The sequence below is a fragment of the Protofrankia sp. Cas4 genome (assembly GCF_963555915.1).
Classification (GTDB): Bacteria; Actinomycetota; Actinomycetes; order Frankiales; family Frankiaceae; genus Protofrankia.
Map to the genome: position 1 here is coordinate 1 of NZ_CAUVXL010000040.1, position 18,155 is coordinate 18,155.

Sequence of the window (18,155 nt, forward strand, 5' to 3'; positions counted from 1 at the left end):
CAGCAGCCCGTCCCAGAACCGGACCCAGAACCCGAACCGCCACCCTTCTGATCGGGACACGGCTGCCGGACTCTGATCGAAAATTGCCGGCCGATCGGTAGGCAGGCCTGGTCAGTGCACGCGGACACCGTGGCCAGGACTCGGAACGAGCTGGACTTCGGTGGCGAGGTCCGCGCGGGACAGGGCACCACGCGCGTGTGGCAGAACGACCTGTTCGATGTCGGCTCGAAGCCGGCTGACGTTTATGTCTGGTTCCATCGTCACAACTACTCGCAGTAGCGGATCTTTCTCCTTATGCAGAAGTCGCGCGCGAACCTGCTGGGCGCCCGCTGCAGCTGCCAGCTCGCTTTCCACAGCGCTGGTGAAGGCCCGCGCGTTCACCCGGACACGTCCGAAGGTGTCGTCGACGACGTACAGGCCAGCCAGGTCCCCAGTGGACCGCTGTAGCCACAGCCAGGCGAGCGCCAGCACGACAACCAGGGCCGTGGCCGCTCCCACGACCGGCCAGAACCAGCCATGGTCGGCGGCAAAGGCCCGGTTCGCAGCCGTGAGCGCCGGCCGGTCTGTGACGTCATCGCCGAACACACCCCGACCGGCGAGCAGGGCGACGATCCCACCGCCCAGGCACACAAGCCCCAACAGGACGAACACCACCCGGTTCACCCGATCGACTCTGGGAGTGAACGGGTGCTTGCGCGGTCGGGGCATCTTCGTGGACCCGGTCGGCTCTGCCGTGCTCACCATGTCGCTCACGTCGTTCGAACGGATCGGTGGACCGAGCTGCGGGATCGGGCTGTCCACGGTTCGCGCGTTGACGGTGTTCGCGGTTCCGTTCACGTGTGGTCCTCTTTCCGGTCGTCCGCCGACGCATCCGCCGGAGCAGTCGCCGGGGTGTCCTTCCGGGTGCGCTCCGGATCGGGTTTGGTCAGATCGAGGCCGACCGGATACGGCCTGGTCCGCTCACCTGCGGTCGAAGTACCAAAGATCGTCTCTGTGGTTGATTGCGTTGCCGGGGCTGATTGCGCTGCCGGGGTTGATTGCGATGCTGGCGGTGCTGACGAGCTACCGGGGCCGGTGCGTGCGAGGGCCCGCGCCGCGTCCCCCGAGCTTGGCGCAGGCGAGCTTGGCGCAGGCGAGGCTGGCGCAGGCGAGGCTGGTTGCGGCACTACACCGCTGTCAGGGGATGCGGGACGCGACGCCTTGACTTTCAGTTTCACCTTCGGGGGCGACACCAGATCGAAGGAAGCCAGCCGTTCGTAGATCTCGTCACGTACCTGTTCCGGCGCGTCCGGGTTGACCCGGGGATGGAACTCGATCTTCACCCTGGCGGTGCGGCGCCGGAGCCGGACCTTTGCCCGGCTCACACCGTCCACATCCTCGGCCGCGCTGGCCAGGGCACGACCGACACCGCGACCAGCGGCGAACGTGGAGGTCCCGGCCAACGACGGTTGCACAGTGAACCACTCGAGCCGACCACGTCGCAGCCCCAGCACGAGCAGGAGGACGCCGACGACGCCAAGGATCACGCCGAGTACTGCCGGTCCCGTGTCGGACCAGCTGTTGCGCGCCATGGCGCCCGCCGCCGCCCGCCAGTCGACGATGGCATACCCGCTGCCGAAGGCCGCGTTGATCATCTCGACGATCGCGACGACCCCGGCCGCCGCGATGGCTGCGGCAAGCAGTGCCGCGACGATCCGGTTTGTCACGCGCACGATGGTGACCTCCCGTCAACTACCGAGCCCGGGTGTCCGGGTCGGTCCCGGACTCGAAAGCGGACACGTCAATGTCGATGTGGGTCACCCGTAGACCAGCCAGGTCGGCCACCTGTTGATTCACCCGGGTGCGTACTCCCTCGCATACCTCGACAATTCGGGCAGGATACCGTATCGACAGAGACATCGAGATCCGAGCGGTGCCCCGCCCGACGCGCGCTGACACCCGCGGCGGACGTTCGTCCGCCGCGGGCCGTCGGCGTCGGCCGGGAGGCCGGCGCCCCAGCCCGCCGACGGCGTTGACGTTCAGTGCGGCTTGGGCTGCGATTTTCTCAATGACGGCGTTCGTGACGACCAGGCGTCCCCGCGCTGTCGTTTCGGGCCGGCGCACCACGGTGGGCTTCATCGCATGTCGCGGCGTTCGCCGCCGCTGACGTACCGGTTGATATCGATGTCCCCGTCCAGGACCTTGCCGACGAACAGGCCGATGGCGCCGAAGACCAGAACGATCAGGAAGTCACCGAAGCCGCCGAAGGCGAGCGCGAGACCCGAGATCAACCCGGTGATGAGACCGATTGCACTCGAACGCATCGGAGCCTCCTCGTTGTAGGCGCAAAGCGTGGTGAAGGCGGACTGTTGTCAGGCGTGCTGTCGTCCGGCGCACAGTCGCGGTTGCAGGTGGCCGCGCCCGCGGCTGACGGGCGCGGCCGGTGCTCTGATGGGACGGTGCTAGCGGACCCGCGGGGGCCGTCGCGATGTCCGCCAGCATCGGTGCACCCGGTGCACCCGGTGCACCCACTGTTGGCGTACCCAGTGGGCAACGATCGCCAGTCCGGCGCGCCGGTGGTAGGCGGTCACCCCACCACCCGCGGTTCGTGGTGACAGCTCGGGCCGCCGAAGCCCCAGGCCGGCCATGAACACATCGGGATCGCCGCCCCTGTCCGGGTGGTTTTCCCGGATGAACCGACGTACCTCGGCGCGCCGGGCGGCCGAACCCGCGTCACGGTCCGTCCGTGCTGACTGGATCCGTGCTGGCTGGATCCGTGCCGGCCCAGCCGGTCTGTCGATCATTGCTTCCTGGTCCCTGTGCCTGTTCTGGTCGCTCCGGCCGTGCTTGTTCCGGTCGTGGCCGACTTCGTCATGGACGCCTTCCCCCGGCCCGAGCGCCCGCCGGCCGTGCCACGGGTGCGGGCTCCGCCGGTACGGGATCCGCCGGTGCCACGTGGCGGGTGCCCGACGCTGACGGCGGATCTGTCCAGGGAGACTTCAAGATCGTCGACGACGACGTCGATCCGCTTACAGTCCGGGGCCACCGCGGTGACCGCGGCCCGAATCTGGCCGGCGATTTCGGGGATTGTCGGTCCGAACCGGGCGATGACATGGACAGCGACACCACCCAGTACTTTGCGGACGCCGACGACGCGTCGGTCGGGCAGATAGGTGACCACGTTGCCGCTGACTCCCGGGGAGAGCGCGGCGACCACGGGGCAGCGGGCAACCGCGGCCGCGATGGCGGCCGGCTGCGTGGACACTGCCAATCGGACCATGATTTTTACTGCACCCGAGCCTGCTTATCGTCATCGTCTTCAGGGATGTAGACGTCGTCCACCGCGATGTTGACCTCGGTCACCTCCAGGCCGGTCATCCCCTCGACTGAGGTCACGACGTTGCCGCGGATCGCCTGGGCGAGATCGACTATCGACACGCCGTAGTCGACCACGACGTCGAGATCTATTGCCGCCTGCCGCTCGCCGACCTCGACGCCGACCCCCTGGGATACGTTGCGTCCGGACGAGCCCGGGATACGCTGGCGCAGCGAGCCGACCGCGCGGGTGCCGCCGGTGCCGAGATTGTGCACACCTTCGACCTCGCGGGTCGCCACGCCCGCGATCTTACGGACAACCGAGTCCGCGATAGCCGTCTTGCCCTGGCTTGTCACGAGCTCGGTGGCCGTCCGCCGGGACACGCCGGCCCCGTCGCGCTGGGGTGTCTCTCGTGTCACGGGAGAGGTCTTCTCGGTGGTCGTCGTGCTCATGACGTGCCTCCACAATCATTGGAGTCGTGGGGACGGATCCCTCGGGTTTCCCGCGGTCCCCGGCCGCGTGGGCCCATGAACCGGAGGCCGTCGGCCGCCCAGATGTGGCAGCCGGTCGTGCTCGGCGCGGTCAACCGGCTGGTATGCATCGTCCTACCCGGTGGTGAGGGGGACACTCGCGTCCGGCCGGCCGGATAGGTTCGTTGGTGCCCGGTCGGAACACGCCCCACGAGTGAAGGAGCGTCCGCTGCCTCGGTCTCATCCGCACCCTTCCGGTGCCGCCGGCTCCGGCCGGTCGCCCGTGCCCGCCCAGGGCACCCGGGTGACTGTCCGGTCGCCGGCCAAGGTCAACCTGCATCTCGGGGTCGGCCCGCGCCGGGACGACGGTTATCACGCGGTAACCACGATCCTGCAGGCTGTTTCGCTCTATGACGACATCACGGTCACCGACGTCCCGGACGCCGCGACCGACCCCGACGCCATGGAGCCGGTCATCGCCGTGGAGGTCACCGGTGAGGGTGCCGCCGGTGCGCTGCCGGCCGCCGCTCCCGGCGACATCCCAGCGAACTCGGCCGCGGCGCGAATCTCGCTGGTCCCGACGGGATCGGACAATCTCGCCGTCAGGGCCGCGTATGTGCTCGCGGCCCGCGCCGGCGTGCGCGGCGCAGGGGCGCACCTGAGCATGGCTAAGGGCATTCCGGTCGCAGCCGGGATGGCCGGTGGCAGCGCCGACGCCGCCGGGGCGCTGGTCGCCTTCGACGCCCTGTGGGGCACTGACCTGGACCGGTCGGTTCTCGCGGAGCTCGCTGCCGGGCTCGGCAGCGACGTCCCGTTCCCGTTGACCGGGGGTACGGCGCTTGGAACCGGCCGGGGCGAGCAGCTCACGCCGGTCCTCGGACGTGGCGAGTACCACTGGGTCTTCGCGCTGGCTGACGGTGGCCTGTCCACCGCTTCGGTCTATGCCGAGTTCGACCGGTTGTCCGAAGGACGTCTGCGCACCGAACCCACCCCGCCTGACGCGGTCCTGGCGGCGTTGCGCACCGGGGATCCGGTCGAATTGGGTAATGCGTTGGTCAACGATCTGCAACCGGCTGCGTTGCGGTTGCGCCCGTCGCTGCGGCGGGTGCTGGAAACCGGAACCGAACTCGGGGCGGTCGGTGCCGTCGTCAGCGGGTCCGGACCGACCTGCGCCTTCCTGGCCCGGGACGCCGCGCAGAGCGTGGCACTGGCTGCGAGCCTCGCCGGGATGGGCGTCTGCCGGGCGGTTCGACGGGCGCACGGTCCGGTCGCGGGCGCCCGTCTGGTCGACCCGGGCACGTCCGGATGAGCCGCAGGACGATCCGCGCCGACCCCGGCCTGATGAGCAGGATCCGATGAGTGACATCCTGGTCACGATGGAGGCGGTCGTGGCCGCCTTCGGGACCCGCGTCCTGCTGGACGGCGTGAGCCTCGGAGTGGCGAGCGGGGAACGGATCGGGGTGGTCGGCCGTAACGGCGCGGGCAAGAGCACGCTGCTAAAGCTCCTGGCCGGTGAGGCGCACCCCGATGCCGGTCGGGTCGTACACACGGGGTCGCTGCGCGTGGGCATCCTCGCGCAGGACGACCGGCTCGTGCCCACCGCGACCGTGCGCCAGGCCGTGGTCGGTGACGTACCCGATCATGTGTGGGCCGCGGATCCACGTCGCCGGTCGGTGCTGCGCGGGCTGGGTCTGCTCGACCGTCTGGACGATCTCGTCGGGCAGTCCTCCGGTGGGGAGCGTCGGCGTACCGCCCTGGCCGCGCTGCTCGTCGACGACCTGGACCTGCTGATACTGGACGAGCCCACCAACCATCTTGACGTCGAAGGCGTCGCGTGGCTCGCCGCCGAGCTGGCATCCTGGCGCGGCGGGCTCCTCGTCGCCACGCACGACCGGTGGTTTCTCGATGAGGTGTGCGAGCGGGTCTGGGAGGTCGTCGACGGCCGGGTGGACGCCTACGAGGGCGGCTACAGCGCGTATGTGCTGGCCCGCGCGGAGCGGACCCGGCGAGCCGACGCCACCGAGGCGAGGCGCCAGAACCTGCTCCGCAAGGAGCTGGCCTGGCTGCGCCGTGGCCCGCCGGCCCGGACCGCCAAGCCGCGCTTTCGAATCGATGCGGCCAACGCCCTGATTGCTGACGAGCCACCCGCGCGCGACACCCTCGGTCTGCGGACCTTTGCCGCATCCCGCCTCGGGAAGGACGTCTTCGACGTCGAGGACGTGACGCTGCGCCTCGGTGACCGGGAGCTGTTCGCGAATATGACGTGGCGGCTGGGCCCGGGCGATCGGGTGGGTCTCGTCGGGGGCAACGGGAGCGGTAAGACCACGCTGTTGCGCCTGCTGACCGGTACGGTGAGTCCGGATTCGGGCACTGTCCGAGTGGGGCGCAGTGCGCGCCCCGCTCTGCTCACCCAGGAGATCTGCGAGCTGAACCCGAGGCTGCGGGCGCTGGAGGCGGTCCAGGAGGCCGGCCAGGTACTGGATGTCGGACCCCGGCCGAAGTCGTCGGCGCCATCGCGCAGCTCCGCCGGCGACGGTGGACACGGCGGGCAGAACCGGGAGCTGACGGCGGGTCAGCTGCTGGAGCAGTTCGGTCTGCCCTCGGCCCGGCAGTGGACGCCGGTCGGTGACCTCTCCGGCGGGGAACGGCGGCGGCTGCAGCTCCTGCGGCTGCTCATGGAACGGCCCAACGCGCTGCTACTGGACGAACCCACCAACGACCTGGACACCGACACGCTGACCGCGTTGGAGGACATCCTGGACTCGTGGCCGGGAACGTTGGTCGTGGTCAGTCATGATCGTTATTTTCTGGAACGAACCTGCGACACGATCGTCGCTCTGCTTGGCGACGGTTGCCTGGTCATGCTGCCCGGTGGGGTGGATGAGTACCTCGCCCGCCGGCAACGCCTGGCCGCCGCAGGCGCCGGGACGCCCACCGATACGGGCAGTTCAGCCCGTCCCGGATCCGGTGCCAGCTCGGGTGCCGGTGCCGGTGCCGGTGCCGGTGCCGGTGGCGGTGGCGGTGGCGGTGGCGGAGCGGCTCAGGCCCGGGTCGCGCGCAAGGAGCTGAACCGCCTTGAACGGGCGCTGGAGCGGTTGGGACGCCAGGAGACCGCGCTGCACACGGCGCTTGCGGAGGCAGCCACCGACCATGGGCGCCTGCTCGCCCTGGACGCTGAGCTGCGTGCGGTCGTCGCGGAGAAAACCCGGACCGAGGAGGCCTGGCTCGTCGTCGCGACCGACCTCGAAGATGCCTGAATGTCCTGGAGGGCGTCCTGCTGCCGGATGCTCTTTGGGAACGATGTGAATCTGGTGCTGTGGCAGGAGCATCAGATTCACATCGTTAAGAGCGCCCGGCACTAGGGGCGTAGATGAAGGAACGGGGCTTGGGTGCATGCATCGCGCAGCGATGGACAGGGAGCGATGTGGCGAGGTGCGTGCCCCGGCCCGTGCCCCGGTGCGTGCCCTGGCCCCGCGACGCCGCGCCCCCTGTTGCCGGCCGCGTCAAGATCCCAGGCCCTCGGTTCGGTCAGCCGGCTGTCTGGACCTCTTTCGCCCGCAGGCGTTCGGGGTCTGGCCAGCGGACGTCATGAACGACCCGCAGCGTCTCCATCAGCTTGATCAGATAGGCGCTGGTGTCCAGCTGCCAGGGTTTGACCCCGTGACGGGCCAGGGTCGGCTCGGCGTGATGCAGGTTGTGCCAGGACTCGCCCATCGACAGCAAGGCGAGCGGCCAGACGTTGCCGGAGTGGTCCCGTGACTTGTACGGGTGCTTGCCGACCACGTGACAGATGCTGTTCGTCGACCACGTCACATGGTGCAGCAGGGCCACCCGGACCAGGCTCGCCCAGAAGAACGCCTGCAGTGCGGCTTCGAAGGAGCCGCCCCACAGCCCTCCGATGAGCGCAGGCGCGGCGAGGCTCACCGCCGCGCAGACCGCGAACATATGGCTGACCCGGACCATGTCGGCGTCAGCGAGCAGGTCCGGAGCGTACCGGCGCTGGTCGGTCTGCTCGACGTCGAACAGCCACCCGATGTGGGCGTGCCACAGACCCTTGGCCACCGCGCGGGTGCCGGTGCCGTACCGCCACGGCGAGTGCGGGTCGCCGTCCTTGTCGCTGAAGGCGTGGTGACGCCGGTGGTCGGCAACCCAGCGGATCACTGGACCTTCGATCGCCATGTTGCCGGCGACGGCGAGTGCGACGCGTACGGGCCTGGCGGCCTTGAATCCGCGGTGGGTGAAGTACCGGTGGAAACCGACGGTCACGCCGTGGCCAGTGATCATATACATGACCGCGGCCAGGACCACATCTCGCCAGCTGATCCACCGATCCCACAGCAGGGGGATCGCCGCGGCCAGCGCGGTGAGCGGAAGGGCGATGATCGTCGCCAGGATGACCTGCTCGCTTCGAGCTTTGACCGATGACTGCGGCACGACCGTGTGGCGGAGCGGAGCGGTCACGCCGGCCGCGACACCCGTCGCGTTCACCGTGTCTGTTGCAGTCATGACATAGTCCCGTTCATCGGTCCCGTTCGTCGGTCGGGTTCGTCGGTCACGGTCGGTGGTCGCGGTTGGTGGTCGCGTTCACAGCCACGACGACTTCCGTTAAGTCACGGTAGCTCGTTGCGGCAACGCATGGTGCCCGCTGCGGGGAACATCCACGAAAACAATCCGTGCGGCCGGCCCAGCTGGCATCATCGGATGATCTTTGGCGGGAGGTCTTGGGGATGGTAGACTGCCTTCGGTTTTCCCTCGATCCGCCGTGGTGTAATCGGCAGCACAGAAGATTTTGGTTCTTCTAGTCCACGTTCGAGTCGTGGCGGCGGAGCGCGAGGTTTCGACCGGCCGAGGCATCGGTGCGGCCCGGACGGTTTATCCGCGTTGCGTCACGTGCCGTCGTGGAAATTGTGCACGTCACCGCGGAGGCGCACCCAGGAGTCGCACCCAGGAGTCGCGCCCGGGAGTCGTTAGCGGCGACCCGTTGAGAGGCGACTTGTTGTCGGTGCGTCGTAACCGGTGCGTCGTAACCGGTGCTTCGTAACCGGCGGGTTCGTAACCCGCTAGACTCGGCATACACTGACGTTGATGTCCGCGATCACGGGAGCTCGTGTGACCCAACCACGTCCGGCGGCGGTTGTCGTCCTCGCGGCAGGCGAGGGTAAACGGATGCGTTCAACCATCCCCAAAGTGCTGCACCGTATCGCGGGTCGATCCCTCCTTGACCATGTTCTTGCCGCTGTGGCGCCGCTCGGTGCACAGCGACAGCTCGTGGTGGTCGGGCATGCCCGGGAGCGGGTGATCGCGGCGATCGCCGGACGCGCTCCGGAGGTGTCGCCGGTCGTGCAGGACGCCCAGGGCGGCACGGGACACGCGGTCCGGGTCGCATTGCAGGCGACTGTGGGCATCGGGCCGGACGAGCTGGTGGTCGTGGTCCCCGGGGACGCCCCGCTGTTGACCGGCGCGACCATGTCGGCGCTGGTGGCGGCCCATATCCGGGCAGCCGCGGCGGCGACCGTGCTGACCGCCGAGGTTTCCGATCCGTCCGGGTACGGTCGGGTGATTCGTGGGTCCTCAGGTGAAGTCCGGGCGATTGTCGAGCAGTCGGACGCAGACCGCGTCACCGCGGCCATTCGTGAGATCAATACCGGGGTATACGTCTTTACAGCCGGTCCGTTGATCGAGGCGTTGACATCTTTGACGACCGACAATGCCCAGGGTGAAGAATACCTGACCGACGTCGTCGGCGCGCTTTTCGCGCATCGCCACGCCGTAGCCGCGTATCCGCTCGACGATCCGGGCGAGGCGTTGGGTGTGAACGACCGGATCCAGCTCGCCGCGGCCGGGATCGTCATGCGGGACAGGATCGTGACCGCGGTGATGCGGGCGGGCACCACCGTGCTGGATCCCTCCACCACCTGGATCGACGTCGACGTCACCGTCGAGGCGGACACGACACTGCTGCCGAACACGTTCCTGCACGGGCGCACCCGGGTGGCCGTCGCAGCCGTGATCGGTCCCGACTGCACCCTCACCGACACGGTGGTCGGGGCCGGTGCCACGGTCAGCCGCACCACCGCGGCCGATTCGGTGATCGGACCGGACTGCGTGGTCGGTCCTTACACGCATCTGCGCCCGGGAACGCACATCGGATGCGGGGTCAAGCTCGGTGCCTTTGTGGAGACCAAGGCGGCCCAGATCGCCGACGGCGCGAAAGTACCCCACCTGGCCTACGTCGGCGATGCGGTGATCGGTGAGCGTAGCAACATCGGCTGTGGGACGATCTTTGCGAACTATGACGGCATCGCTAAGCATCGCACCGTGATCGGTGCGGATGTCAAGATCGGCAGTGACACCGTGCTGGTTGCGCCAGTCCAGGTGGGGGACGGCGCGTACACAGGTGCTGGTTCGATCATCACTGAGGATGTGGTGTCGGGAGCGCTCGCGGTCCGGGAGGGCCGGCAGCGGACGATCGAGGGGTGGGTGCAACGGCGTCGTCCCGGCACGGCGGCGGCTCGGGCCGCCTCCTCTGCATCCTCCCGCGCGTCAACGGGCTCCCGCGCGTCAACGGGCGATGGGGTTGGCGCCGATGGTCCGGTACCCACTGCCGACGGTCCGACTGCCGCCGCCGTCACCATCGCTGGCAGCGCCGGCGGCGGGCGCCGATCGTAGACACCTGTCGTAGCGATGAGGACCGAGCGCTCGTAATCGAATGGACCAGGTTGGAGATTCCTGATGGCCTACCAGACTGAGAACCGGCGCAACCTGATGCTTTTCGGCGGTCGCGCGCATCCTGAACTGGTAGCCGAGGTGGCCGCCGCACTTGACGTTGCGCCGGTGCCCACGAGCGCCTACGAGTTCTCCAATGGAGAGATCTTCGTCCGGTTCGAGGAGTCGGTTCGCGGGTGTGACGCATTCGTGCTGCAGTGTCACGCCGCGCCGGTGAACACGTGGTTGATGGAACAGCTCATCATGGTGGATGCGCTCAAGCGTGCGAACGCCAAACGCATCACCGTGGTGGCGCCGTTCTATCCCTACGCTCGGCAGGACAAGAAGCACCGTGGCCGGGAGCCGATCTCGGCCCGGCTGATCGCGGATCTGTTCAAGACCGCCGGTGCGCACCGGCTGATGTCGGTGGATCTCCACACCGCCCAGATCCAGGGGTTCTTCGACGGACCGGTTGACCACCTGTTCGCGTTGCCGCTGCTCACCGACTACATCGAGAGCAAGCTCGATACATCCGTCGTCACGGTGGTGGCCCCCGACGCCGGCCGGGTCCGCGTTGCCGAGCGTTGGACCGATCGGCTCGGCTGTCCGCTGGCGATCATCCACAAGCGACGTGACCCGGATGTGCCGAACCAGGTCAAGATGTTCGACGTGGTCGGAGAGGTCAGGGGTCGGACCTGCGTTATCGTCGATGACATGATCGATACCGCCGGCACCGTCACCAAGGCGGCGGAGGCCCTGGCGGAGCACGGCGCGACCGAGGTGATCGCCGCGGCGACCCACGGCGTGCTTTCCGGCCCCGCCGTCGACCGGCTGAAGAACTCCGACATCAGCGAGGTTGTGCTGACCAACACGTTGCCGCTGCGCAGCGAGGCCAGGATCGACAAGATCACAGAACTGTCGATCGCGCCGCTGTTGGCCGCTGCGATCAAGGCGGTCTTCGAGGACGGGTCGGTGACCGAGCTCTTCGGCGGCGACGCATGACCGCCGGGGCGGGAGGGACGGCCCGGCGATGAGCGGGTTGTCCGTCCTGTCCGGCGGCTTTATCGGTGCTCTTTTCGCGGCGGCGACGGCCGCATGGGTCGCGGTGACGCGGACGTTCGGCAGGTGGCCGCGACCAACCAGAGTCGTGATCTTCTTTCTGGCGATCATGCTCACGATCGCGGCGGCGGCTGATGTGGTCAATGCGTACTTCAGCTATCTCCCCCGGCTCGGGGATGTGGTGGGAGCGGCCACCGAGGGTGGCTCTGATGTCCGCCTGAGGACCGCGGATCTGCGTCCGTCAGCGACATCAGCTGCCCTGCGTTCGCATCCGCACGGGGCGGTTCTGGCGCTTCCCGTCCCTGACAGGGACAGCGGCTTCGGGGCGACGACCGCACTGGTCTATCTGCCACCCCAGTACTTCGACCGGCCGCAATCGCATTTTCCGGTGCTTTACCTCATCCATGGATCACCCGGTATCCCGGCTGACTGGCTGCGCGGCGGGCAGGCAGCCGATGCCGGTGACCGGGTCGCGTCCGCCGGCCATCCGGTGATCATAGTGATGCCGCGCATGAGCCACGGATGGCTTGACGACCCCGAGTGCGTGGACGGAGTCGGCGAGCACGTCGAGACCCATCTGTTGCGCGACGTCATACCGACGGTCGAATCGACCCTGCGGGTCGAGCCCGGCTGGACCAACCGTGGCATCGCCGGAATGTCGGCGGGTGGTTACTGCGCGCTCAACATCGGCCTGCGGAACAGGTCCGTGTTCGGGTCGATCATAGACATGTCCGGGCTGACCCGCCCGACCCATGCAGGCGGCCTGCGGCCGTTGTTCGGTGCAGGTCCCCAGGCGCAGGCTGCTGAGATCGCGAACAGCCCGGATCTCTATGTCGGTGGCCTCGGTCCGGGCCCCCGGCCGCAGATCTGGCTCGATGTGGGACGTCACGACCACACGGTCGCGATCGCCATTCATCATATGTATGATCTCCTCGACGTCAACGGCTACCCGGTGCAGTTGCACGTGCGGTCGGGAGTACACACGTTCACCGTCTGGCGGCCGGCGTTTCGAGACGCGCTCTCCTGGTTCGCCGACGACGTCGCCCGGGTGTCCGCAGCGTAGGTATACCGGCACGGGTATCGCAGGAATATCGGCAACCGGGGTCCGCCGGACCGGATCTGTGGTGGGCTGGGCGCCGTGTTCGTCGTCCGTACGGCAGGCCTTTTCGTGCTGGCGGCAGTCGCCGAGATCGGCGGGGCGTGGCTGGTGTGGCAGGGGATCCGCGAGCACAGAGGGGCGGTGTTCGTCGGTGGCGGGTTGATCTCACTGTGTGTCTACGGATTTGTCGCGACCCTCCAGCCTGATCCGAACTTCGGGCGGGTGCTGGCGGCCTATGGCGGTGTGTTCGTCGCCGGATCACTTGCCTGGGGTGTTGTCGCGGACGGGTATCGTCCGGATCGTTACGACATCCTTGGCGCGTCGGTATGCCTGGTCGGTGTGGGATTTATCATGTTTGGCCACCGTAAGTGATCGCAGGGCCGGTACCGACGCCGACGGGCCCGGCCCCCCGCAGGAAGCGGGCCGGGTTGCCGACCCAGACCTCCGAGCCGGGCACATCGGCCAGTACGACCGCGCCCATGCCCACCGTGGACCACGGACCGACCGAGAGGTTCTCCCGGACGAGCGCGCCCGCACCGATGTACGCACCCGTCCCCACGCGTACGCCGCCGGCCAGTGAGACCGACGCGCAGATCGTCGCGAAGTCGTCCAGGACGTCGTCATGGGTGAACACCGAATTCGGCATCACCGCGACGTGATTACCGATGGTGACAGACGTGGTCAGGACGACACCACCCAGCAGGATTGATCCATGACCAACCGTGCATGACGGTGGCACGTGGACCGCGGGGTGGACAACGGTGGCGAAGCGCTCCGCGCCGATCCCGTCCGCGGCGAGCCGGGTGGCGAGCCTGGCCCGCACCGAACCGGAACCCGGGCACAGCACCACCGCCGCGTCCGACATACCGGTGATGACATCCGTGCCGCCGATGACAGCTACGCCGTCGAGCACGCTGCCCCACCGGGTCGGGTTGTCGTCGGTGAAGCCGATCAGTCGATGGCTGCCCGCGGCCTGAACGGCCTGTGCGGTCTCGCGGGCAAGCCCGCCGGCTCCGACCAGCAGCAGGGGTTGGCGCGCGCGCTCTGTCACATGAACTGTTATAGCTCGTCGCGATGAGCGGCCGGCTCGCCGGAGGGCGGGTCCGCCGCGCCGCGTTCCGTCCGGTACTGTGAAGGACCGCGTTGTGCCGACAGGCGTTTCCGCTCGTTTCGCGCCGCGCCGCTGTTCCCCCAAGCTGTAGGAGGATGAGTACCGCCATGTCCGAGGTCCGCATTGCCGCGGAGCCGCGTACCGAGTTCGGCAAGGGCGGGGCTCGTCGTACCCGCAAGGCCGGCAAGGTCCCGGCCGTTCTGTACGGTCACGGTCAACCGCCCCGCCATATCTCGCTGCAGGCTCACGAACTTCTGCACGCGTTCAAAACCGATGCCGGCACGAACGTGCTGCTCCGGCTGGAACTGTCCGACGGCACCCAGCTCGCCCTGCCCAAGGACGTCCAGCGACATCCGATCAAGGGTAGTTTCGAACACGTCGATCTTGTCATCATCCGTACCGGTGAGCGGGTCACGGTGGAGATCCCGGTCGTGCTGGTCGGGGACGCCCACAGCGACACCCTCGTCGACCAGCAGCTGACCACGGTCTCGGTGCAGGCCGACGCGACCAACATCCCCGGGTCGATCGAGGTTGACATCGCCGGCCTCGAACCCGGCGCGAACATCAACGCCGGTCAGCTCGCCCTGCCGGCCGGCTCCATCCTGGACACCGACGCCGGGCAGGTTGTCGTCCAGGCGCTCGCGAAACTGACCGTGGCCCAGATGGACGCCGAGCTCGCCGGGACCGAGCAGGCAACCGGTGGCACCGCGACAACCGCTGCGGCGGGCGAGAAGACCGACGCTTAGGCGCCCGGCAACAGGGGCACGGCATCATGACCGGGTTGCAAGCCGACGGCGCGGTCACCGGGCCGTGGCTGGTTGTGGGGCTGGGCAATCCAGGCCCGGCATATGCCGGTAACCGGCACAATATCGGGTTCATGGTCCTCGACCTGCTTGCCGAGCGGGTCGGGGGCCGTTTCCGAACCCACCGGGGACGAGCCGACGTCGTGGAGACGCGGCTCGCCGGCGCACGGGCGGTGCTCGCCAAGCCACATTCGTTCATGAACACCTCGGGTGGCCCGGTGGCGGCTCTGCGCGCGTTCTTCAAGGCCGAGGTGGGACGAATTCTCGTCGTCCACGATGAACTGGACATTCCCTTCGGGGCTGTCCGGCTCAAGCTCGGCGGTGGCGACAACGGACACAACGGGCTACGATCGATCACTACATCGGTGGGCTCACGTGACTACCTCAGAGTCCGGGTCGGCATCGGGCGCCCGCCCGGCCGGATGGACCCGGCTGACTTCGTCCTGCGGGACTTTTCGGCGGTCGAACGCAAGGAGCTTGCGCTCGTCGTGGACACTGCGGCGGACGCAGTCGAACAGATCGTCACCGAAGGGCTGGCCGCGGCCCAGAACCGCATTCATCCACTGGCCCGGTAGCGGGCCAAAGGGCGCGCGACGATCGTCAGATCGCGCGCCCGCAGGCCGCAGTCCCTGGAGCACTAGCCCGCTGGTGGCTGGTGGCCGGCCGTGGTCAGCGGGAGATGCCGGTCTGCACGAAGGCCGGTGACCACGCCTGCGCCACCAGGACCGCAGGGGTGCCGGAGCCGTCCGCGGGCACCCGCCATACATCGTTGATCACGCTGTCCTGATCCGATGTCCTGGGCAGGCCGTAGGTAACGGTGTTCTGGTCGAACCAGGCGGCCTGGTCGTCGACACTGCGGGTCTCGGCGAGCGGCGTCTCGCGCATGGTCGCGAGGTCCAGCACGGTAAGCCGCCACTGCACGAGCGTGCCCTGGGCACGTTTCTTGAAGGCGATCCTGGTTCCATCCGGTGACAGGGACGGGCACTCGACGTTGGTCGTCAGGGTACGCAGTGTCCGCCCCCTGACGCTGCCGACCACGAGATAGGTCTGGCCACCGGTGGCCAGCGTCGCGTAGAGGCGGTCGTCGTCGCGATCGAAGGTCACTCCCCAGAAGTTCGCGTCGGTGGGGTGGAGCTCTTTGCCGTCCCTGGTGACGGAGAACGACTCGAGGTTACCGATCTCTCGTCCGGCGGAGACGTCGTAGAGCGTGGTGGCGGTTGAGAAGCCGCCCGTGGCGTAGGAGTGGCCTGACACGAACGTGGTTACCGCAGCCAACCGGCCGTCGGGCGACAGCCGGGCCCGGCTCGGGATGCCCACGATGTTGAAGCCGTGCTGCACCTGCATCTTCGTGTCGAACGTGAACGCCTTGTAATTGGTGTAGATGCCCGGGCTTGCGGCCAGACACAACCCCACCGTGGCGACCATGTCGACGCGGTCGCACTGCAGGCTTGTGACGACATGCGGACCGCCCAGGTCGTCGAGTTTCGCCACGGACACCTCGCCGTAGGTGGGTCCCCGTTCGCTACTGCGGAAGACGACCACCGGGGTGGCCAGGACCGAGCTCAGGTCGGCCGGGCGCAGGCTGGCGTCCTGGGCCGCCACCGGGGATGAACGGCGGGAGACGGTGATGCCGTAGGCGAGCGTCGCCGCCACGGTGCACAGCACGACCGCCGCGAACACCGCGTGGCGGCGCCGTCGGTTGCGCCGTGGCGTCGTCGGTTCGGCTGGTGATCTGGTGGTGGCAGTCACGTCGTCCTCCGCAGGGCTGACCATGCAATGGCAAGCGTGACGGCGAGGAGCACGGCCGCCGCCGTCAACGCGGTTTCCACGCCCGCGATCGTCCACAGCGCGCCGAAGAGGGACGAGGCCACGAGCTGACCGAGCGACACGCCGGTCTGGACCAGCGCGAGGCCGGTGGTACGGGCGCCGGCGGGTAGCGCGGCACTGGTGAGTGCGGACAGGACGCCGTCGGTCGCGGCGTAGTACAGGCCGAGGAAACCCAGGCAGCACAGTAACGCGGTCATTCCCCGTATCGGCGAGAGGAGCGTGGCGTAGACGCCCAGCAGGGCCCCGAAACCGCCGAGAAACACCCGGGCCCGTCCGATCCGGTCCGCCAGCCGACCGAGCGGAACCGAGGCGAGCAGGTATGTGCCGGATGTTCCGGCCGCGAGCAGGGGGAACATCGCCGGCGTGATCTCCAGCGTCTGCTGGAGGCGAAGGTAGATGAACGCGTCGCCGATGGTGGCCAGCGCCGGCGCGCAGCCGGCCACCAGGATCCGGCGCAGCCTGCGGTCGGTCACAGCCGTCGCGATGGCACGGGATGTCATCTTCGGTGATGTCGCTGGTGACACCGCTGGTGACACTGCTGGTGACACCGCTGGTGACGATTGGGGTGAGGGCGCCGAAGCCGGGCGCCGGTCGACGAATGACAGCAGGACGGCCACGCCGATCACACCCACGCACGCGCTGACCGCAAAGACGAGGTGGTAGCCCCCGGGAACGGTTGACAGCACGGCGAATGCCGCCACCGGGCCGAGCATCGCGCCGAAGGTGTCCATGGCCCGGTGCACTCCGAAGGCAAGTCCAAGGTCGCCATCGGTGGCGGCCAGTGACAACAGCGCGTCCCGCGGTGCGGTGCGGATGCCCTTACCCACCCGGTCGGCCACGATCGAACCGGAGACGACCGTGGCCGAGCCGCCGGGCACGAGCAGAGCGAGCCGGGACAGCACCGACAGCGCGTAGCCCGCCGCGGCGATGTCACGGTGTCGTTCGAGGCGGTCCGAAGCCACGCCCCCCGCCAGCCGGACCACCGCGGTAACACCCTGGTAGAGGCCATTGACGACACCGACCTGTAACGGACTGAAGCCGAGAGAAAGCACGAGGTACAGCGGCAGGACCGCGGTGACCATCTCGGTGGACAGATCGGTGAGCAGGCTGGTCATGCCGAGCATGAACACGACCGGGCCGACGGCCAGGCCCACGCGTCCTCGGCGCGACCGGGCCTGATCGGGCGTGGTGCCCGGTGTGCGGGGCGGTGGACCGTCACGCAGCGTTGAGTACAAAGGCTCTTCCCCCTCCGGCCAAGCCGAAGAACCAACTGTCCGTGTTCGCCACAATATTATGGTGGAAGTCTTGACAAGTTTATGATCCGGTGTTGGTCGGATGTCAGGCTGTGTGCCGGCAATGGGTTGATTTTCTGATTACCGCCACAACATGTGGCCTCGGCCTGGTTATGCAGGGCTATATAGGATAATTTTTCGTGGTCGGGCTCCGGTAGGGGGGTGGCTCGGCGTCCAGGAGGGGGCTGCCCCATCCGGAGGTTGGCACGGTGTGGCGGTGATACCGCGGCAGGCGGGCCACGTCCGGGGGGCTGAGGGTCGAGCATGCCATGCCGATACATCACCGAATGTCGGGCTTCGTCATCCTGGAGGGTAGTGCGCGATCCGCTGACGTTCTTCCGGGGGCGTCTGGGCAGGTAGGAGTCCGGCAGGTGAGCATTTCAAGCCGTGAGGACTCGTTGTCCTCGTTACTGACCGTGCGAAGAGGCGGGGGGTACCGTCAGCTCGTCTCGCCACTGAGCTCACGACTGATCGTCCTGTCGGTAGCGGTCGGG

At 68.2% G+C, this 18,155-nt stretch carries 19 protein-coding genes; 8 read left to right on the forward strand and 11 right to left on the reverse strand.

Annotation, left to right across the window (positions count from 1 at the left end; all coding sequences use genetic code 11):
* Positions 1-111: 111 nt before the first annotated feature.
* The 7 genes from U9979_RS04225 to U9979_RS04255 form a co-directional block, all read right to left on the reverse strand.
* Positions 112-837 carry an alkaline shock response membrane anchor protein AmaP gene (locus tag U9979_RS04225; RefSeq protein WP_322778349.1) on the reverse strand — a complete coding sequence of 242 codons (726 nt, stop codon included), beginning with the start codon at positions 835-837 and terminating at the stop codon, positions 112-114.
* Complete coding sequence (locus U9979_RS04230) at positions 834-1,712, reverse strand: DUF6286 domain-containing protein (RefSeq protein ID WP_322778350.1); 879 nt, start codon at positions 1,710-1,712, stop codon at positions 834-836. The genes U9979_RS04225 and U9979_RS04230 overlap by 4 nt, the downstream gene beginning before the upstream one ends.
* A 19-nt stretch (positions 1,713-1,731) precedes the next feature.
* Positions 1,732-2,118 (reverse strand): Asp23/Gls24 family envelope stress response protein, encoded by a 387-nt coding sequence (locus tag U9979_RS04235; RefSeq protein ID WP_322770632.1) that lies wholly within the window; start codon positions 2,116-2,118, stop codon positions 1,732-1,734.
* Entirely contained in the window at positions 2,115-2,303 is a 189-nt protein-coding gene (locus U9979_RS04240) for a DUF2273 domain-containing protein (protein ID WP_322747829.1), read from the reverse strand. The genes U9979_RS04235 and U9979_RS04240 overlap by 4 nt, the downstream gene beginning before the upstream one ends.
* A gap of 138 nt (positions 2,304-2,441) precedes the next feature.
* A complete protein-coding gene (locus U9979_RS04245) occupies positions 2,442-2,783 on the reverse strand; it encodes a hypothetical protein (RefSeq protein WP_322778351.1) in 342 nt (113 codons plus the stop codon).
* Entirely contained in the window at positions 2,780-3,244 is a 465-nt protein-coding gene (locus U9979_RS04250) for a hypothetical protein (protein WP_322778352.1), read from the reverse strand. The genes U9979_RS04245 and U9979_RS04250 overlap by 4 nt, the downstream gene beginning before the upstream one ends.
* Positions 3,245-3,264: 20 nt before the next feature.
* Positions 3,265-3,747 carry an Asp23/Gls24 family envelope stress response protein gene (locus U9979_RS04255; protein ID WP_322747831.1) on the reverse strand — a complete coding sequence of 161 codons (483 nt, stop codon included), beginning with the start codon at positions 3,745-3,747 and terminating at the stop codon, positions 3,265-3,267.
* 322 nt (positions 3,748-4,069) lie between these two features.
* Between U9979_RS04255 and U9979_RS04260 the strand changes: the two genes are divergently transcribed.
* Positions 4,070-5,074 carry a 4-(cytidine 5'-diphospho)-2-C-methyl-D-erythritol kinase gene (locus tag U9979_RS04260; protein ID WP_322756386.1) on the forward strand — a complete coding sequence of 335 codons (1,005 nt, stop codon included), beginning with the start codon at positions 4,070-4,072 and terminating at the stop codon, positions 5,072-5,074.
* A gap of 46 nt (positions 5,075-5,120) precedes the next feature.
* The gene (locus U9979_RS04265; RefSeq protein ID WP_322778353.1) at positions 5,121-7,022 is read left to right on the forward strand and encodes an ABC-F family ATP-binding cassette domain-containing protein; all 1,902 of its coding nucleotides are present in this window, start codon (positions 5,121-5,123) and stop codon (positions 7,020-7,022) included.
* A gap of 271 nt (positions 7,023-7,293) precedes the next feature.
* Here U9979_RS04265 and U9979_RS04270 read toward each other — a convergent pair whose 3' ends face one another.
* Entirely contained in the window at positions 7,294-8,271 is a 978-nt protein-coding gene (locus U9979_RS04270) for an acyl-CoA desaturase (RefSeq protein WP_322778354.1), read from the reverse strand.
* Positions 8,272-8,874: 603 nt separating this feature from the next.
* Between U9979_RS04270 and glmU the strand changes: the two genes are divergently transcribed.
* The 4 genes from glmU (at position 8,875) to U9979_RS04290 (ending at position 13,000) form a co-directional block, all read left to right on the forward strand.
* The gene (glmU, locus tag U9979_RS04275; protein WP_322778355.1) at positions 8,875-10,434 is read left to right on the forward strand and encodes a bifunctional UDP-N-acetylglucosamine diphosphorylase/glucosamine-1-phosphate N-acetyltransferase GlmU; all 1,560 of its coding nucleotides are present in this window, start codon (positions 8,875-8,877) and stop codon (positions 10,432-10,434) included.
* 63 nt (positions 10,435-10,497) lie between these two features.
* On the forward strand, positions 10,498-11,472 hold the full coding sequence (locus tag U9979_RS04280; protein WP_322747836.1) for a ribose-phosphate diphosphokinase: 975 nt from the start codon (positions 10,498-10,500) through the stop codon (positions 11,470-11,472).
* Positions 11,473-11,500: 28 nt separating this feature from the next.
* Entirely contained in the window at positions 11,501-12,592 is a 1,092-nt protein-coding gene (locus U9979_RS04285; RefSeq protein ID WP_322747837.1) for an alpha/beta hydrolase, read from the forward strand.
* Positions 12,593-12,667: 75 nt separating this feature from the next.
* A complete protein-coding gene (locus tag U9979_RS04290; protein ID WP_322747838.1) occupies positions 12,668-13,000 on the forward strand; it encodes a YnfA family protein in 333 nt (110 codons plus the stop codon).
* Here the strand turns inward: U9979_RS04290 and U9979_RS04295 are convergent.
* Complete coding sequence (locus U9979_RS04295; RefSeq protein ID WP_322778356.1) at positions 12,978-13,679, reverse strand: acetyltransferase; 702 nt, start codon at positions 13,677-13,679, stop codon at positions 12,978-12,980. The two genes, U9979_RS04290 and U9979_RS04295, sit on opposite strands and share 23 nt — an antisense overlap.
* A gap of 167 nt (positions 13,680-13,846) precedes the next feature.
* Between U9979_RS04295 and U9979_RS04300 the strand changes: the two genes are divergently transcribed.
* Both U9979_RS04300 and pth read left to right on the forward strand, forming a co-directional pair.
* Positions 13,847-14,485: a 50S ribosomal protein L25/general stress protein Ctc gene (locus U9979_RS04300; protein ID WP_322747843.1), complete on the forward strand. Its 639-nt coding sequence runs from the start codon at positions 13,847-13,849 to the stop codon at positions 14,483-14,485.
* A 26-nt stretch (positions 14,486-14,511) separates the two neighbouring features.
* Entirely contained in the window at positions 14,512-15,117 is a 606-nt protein-coding gene (pth, locus tag U9979_RS04305) for an aminoacyl-tRNA hydrolase (protein WP_322747844.1), read from the forward strand.
* A gap of 94 nt (positions 15,118-15,211) precedes the next feature.
* Here pth and U9979_RS04310 read toward each other — a convergent pair whose 3' ends face one another.
* Positions 15,212-16,291: a TolB-like translocation protein gene (locus U9979_RS04310; protein WP_322778357.1), complete on the reverse strand. Its 1,080-nt coding sequence runs from the start codon at positions 16,289-16,291 to the stop codon at positions 15,212-15,214.
* Entirely contained in the window at positions 16,288-17,523 is a 1,236-nt protein-coding gene (locus U9979_RS04315) for an MFS transporter (RefSeq protein WP_322778358.1), read from the reverse strand. Before U9979_RS04315 ends, U9979_RS04310 begins: the two co-directional genes overlap by 4 nt.
* Between the last annotated feature and the right edge of the window lie 632 nt (positions 17,524-18,155).

Coding starts and splice junctions, on each gene's coding strand:
- U9979_RS04235 (WP_322770632.1), bottom strand. CDS start 2,118: ATGAAGCCCACCGTGGTGCGCCGGCCCGAAACGACAGCGCGGGGACGC.
- U9979_RS04240 (WP_322747829.1), bottom strand. CDS start 2,303: ATGCGTTCGAGTGCAATCGGTCTCATCACCGGGTTGATCTCGGGTCTC.
- U9979_RS04245 (WP_322778351.1), bottom strand. CDS start 2,783: ATGATCGACAGACCGGCTGGGCCGGCACGGATCCAGCCAGCACGGATC.
- U9979_RS04255 (WP_322747831.1), bottom strand. CDS start 3,747: ATGAGCACGACGACCACCGAGAAGACCTCTCCCGTGACACGAGAGACA.
- U9979_RS04265 (WP_322778353.1), top strand. CDS start 5,121: ATGAGTGACATCCTGGTCACGATGGAGGCGGTCGTGGCCGCCTTCGGG.
- U9979_RS04270 (WP_322778354.1), bottom strand. CDS start 8,271: ATGACTGCAACAGACACGGTGAACGCGACGGGTGTCGCGGCCGGCGTG.
- U9979_RS04280 (WP_322747836.1), top strand. CDS start 10,498: ATGGCCTACCAGACTGAGAACCGGCGCAACCTGATGCTTTTCGGCGGT.
- U9979_RS04285 (WP_322747837.1), top strand. CDS start 11,501: ATGAGCGGGTTGTCCGTCCTGTCCGGCGGCTTTATCGGTGCTCTTTTC.
- U9979_RS04300 (WP_322747843.1), top strand. CDS start 13,847: ATGTCCGAGGTCCGCATTGCCGCGGAGCCGCGTACCGAGTTCGGCAAG.
- pth (WP_322747844.1), top strand. CDS start 14,512: ATGACCGGGTTGCAAGCCGACGGCGCGGTCACCGGGCCGTGGCTGGTT.